Origin of the sequence: Mesorhizobium sp. M0621 (genome assembly GCF_040320745.1) — a bacterium.
Lineage (GTDB): Bacteria > Pseudomonadota > Alphaproteobacteria > Rhizobiales > Rhizobiaceae > Mesorhizobium.
In genome coordinates this window covers 1-1,423 of record NZ_JAMYQF010000125.1, presented here as the reverse complement: position 1 = coordinate 1,423, position 1,423 = coordinate 1, and the positions used below count along the sequence as shown (strand labels likewise).

Below are 1,423 nucleotides of genomic sequence, written 5' to 3'. Positions count from 1 at the left end.
TTCTCCCCGTCACTATACCTATCGGATTCACACATTTCGCAGTCCGAGGTTGGCGCCGTATTTGATGGCGTGGAATTCGGCGAGGCCGATGCGCATGACCTTGGGGCCTGGCTTGCCGTAGTAGCCGGTCCAGCCGCCGAGGCGTGCGATGACCCAGGCTGCGAAGGCCAGAGAGCCTTTGGGATGGGGATTGCGTTGTCGCTCGGTCTTGCCTTCGAGCTTGGCTGAGACGGCTTCGAGGATGGTCTGGTCGTCGGGATCGAAAGCATCGCTGAGGCGCTGATCGGTGTTGCCGTCGCGAGCCTGCACGAGTTGCTTGATGGTGACGGCGGCGATCGTGGCGGCGGCGACGAAGTTGATCATGGCGTGCGGATCACCGATGTCGGCGGCCTCGATATCGAAGCCCGCCGTCTTGAGGGTGCGGAAGAACTCCTCGATGGTCCAGCGCGACCGGTAGAGGTCGACGATACGGCGCGCTTCGACCTTGGTGGCGACACAGTGGGTGGTCAGCAGCCGCCAATGCACCGGTTCGCTGCCCTCTTCCGGTTTCGACACCTCACGAACATCGACCAGTGTTAAATCGACCGTCTCGGGCAACGCCGGATCGGCTGCATTGAGCGGCCGGCGCACCGCCACCGGGGCGAAGCGCAGCGCAAGTTCGGCGTCTCGCGCGCGTCGCCCGGGCGCAGCGGGGATGGTCACGGCAAAGCGGCCTTGCTCGGGCTGGGCGTCGATGAAGGCGAGCAGCAAGTCCGGCCCTTCTTGCGGCGCCTCGATGCGCCGGTTCTGGCAGGCCCGCACGATCAGGTCGACATTGTGCGGGCGCTCCGCGAAGAGTTCGTAAAAGTCGCTCTCGCGGTCCGACACCATGGTGATGCTGGCCGCACCATCCAGAACCGCGCCAGCCTGCTTGGTCGCGTCGATCCAGCGCCGCGACTCCTTATTGGCCGTCACCCGCTGGCGCCGCGGCGCCAGTTCACCCGCGTTGCGGTTCCAGACCTGCATCGAGACCAGGCCCAGCAGCGCTCCCGTGCCGGCCTCCAACGCCAGCACTGGGTGCAGCAGCAGGCCTGCCACGTTGCCCCTGCCGACCGGGCCATAGCCGGCTCGCGCCCGCCGGCTGCCCAGCACCAACTCCGAGGTGTCTTGCACGGCAACGACATGACGACCGGCCACACGCCGTCCGGTCAGCCTTCCGGCATGGAGCGACATCTCTGCCGCCGTTACCGAAGGGTTGCGCAAAAGCCGCGTGAATTGCATTTCGGCCGCCCGTTTGCCGCCGAGCCGCCGGATACACGATCCAGGCCGCGCCACCAGCGCCCGATGCAAGCAGACCCCCCTTTTTCCAGGCGGCGATCGCCAAATCGCCCCAGCCCGTACTCGATCCCGGTCATTCAAACCTCCTTCAGCGTCCCGGCCGAAA

The 1,423-nt window shown here is 66.1% G+C and carries 1 protein-coding gene; it reads right to left on the bottom strand.

The annotated features are described in order from the left end of the window. Positions 1-27: 27 nt before the first annotated feature. Positions 28-1,260 (bottom strand): IS4 family transposase, encoded by a 1,233-nt coding sequence (locus NKI38_RS33400; protein WP_352665134.1) that lies wholly within the window; start codon positions 1,258-1,260, stop codon positions 28-30. Positions 1,261-1,423: the final 163 nt, after the last annotated feature.

Excerpts from the sequence above, each read along its gene's own strand:
- NKI38_RS33400 (WP_352665134.1), bottom strand. The coding sequence starts at position 1,260 with ATGCAATTCACGCGGCTTTTGCGCAACCCTTCGGTAACGGCGGCAGAG.